The organism is Streptomyces sp. E2N166, from assembly GCF_003671715.1.
GTDB classification, from domain to species: Bacteria; Actinomycetota; Actinomycetes; order Streptomycetales; family Streptomycetaceae; genus Streptomyces; species Streptomyces thinghirensis.
The window spans coordinates 95,174-96,121 of the sequence record NZ_RAIF01000018.1 but is presented as its reverse complement, the minus strand read 5'-3'; the positions used below and the strand labels follow the sequence as shown (position 1 = coordinate 96,121).

The 948-nt window shown below is 72.6% G+C and carries 1 pseudogene; it reads left to right on the top strand.

The annotated features are described in order from the left end of the window. Positions 1-128: 128 nt before the first annotated feature. A pseudogene (gene pkaE, locus EBH09_RS14680) lies at positions 129-948 on the top strand (serine/threonine protein kinase PkaE); the annotation flags it as partial.

Here is a 948-nt window from a genome sequence, read left to right as displayed (position 1 = left end):
CTGCGCAAGCACGACGGCAACGGCAACGGCAACGGCACCGGCAACCACGAGGGCGGACGGTGACCGTGGCGACAGGACGTGTCGTCGCCGACCGGTACGAGCTGTCCACCCTCATCGGCCAGGGCGGTATGGGCCAGGTCTGGACGGCGTACGACCGGCGGCTCGACCGGCGCGTGGCGGTGAAGCTGCTGCGCCCCGACAAGGTGGCCGGCCAGGAGGCCGACGAACTGCGCCGCCGGTTCGTCCGCGAGTGCCGCGTGACCGCACAGGTCGACCACCCCGGCCTCGTCACCGTGCACGACGCGGGCAGCGAGGGCGAGGAGCTGTTCCTCGTCATGCAGTACGTCGACGGCGCCGACCTCTCCGACCACCTCGCCGAGCACGACCCGTACCCCTGGCAGTGGGCGGTCGCGGTGGCGGCCCAGCTGTGCGCCGTACTGAGCGCCGTGCACGCCGTGCCGATCGTCCACCGCGACCTCAAGCCGCGCAACGTGATGGTCAAGCAGGACGGCACCGTCACCGTCCTCGACCTCGGCGTCGCCTCCGTCATGGACGCCGACACCACCCGCCTCACCCACACCGGCACCCCCATAGGCTCGCCCGCCTACATGGCACCCGAGCAGGCGATGGGCGGCGCGGTCGGCCCGTACACGGACCTCTACGCACTCGGCGTACTCCTGCACGAACTGCTCAGCGGAGACGTGCCGTTCGCCGGGTCCACCGCCCTCGGCGTGCTCCACCGGCACCTGTACGAACCACCGCTGCCCGTGCGCCGCATCCGCCCCGAGGTCCCCGAGGCACTCGAAGCCCTGGTCCTGCGCCTGCTCGCCAAGGACCCGCAGCACCGCCCCGCCTCCGCACAGGAGGTCTACGAGCACCTGGCACTGCTGCTGCCCGCGCGCGGCATGCCCACCGGCGGGCCCCTCGACCCCACCCGCCCCTTCGTAC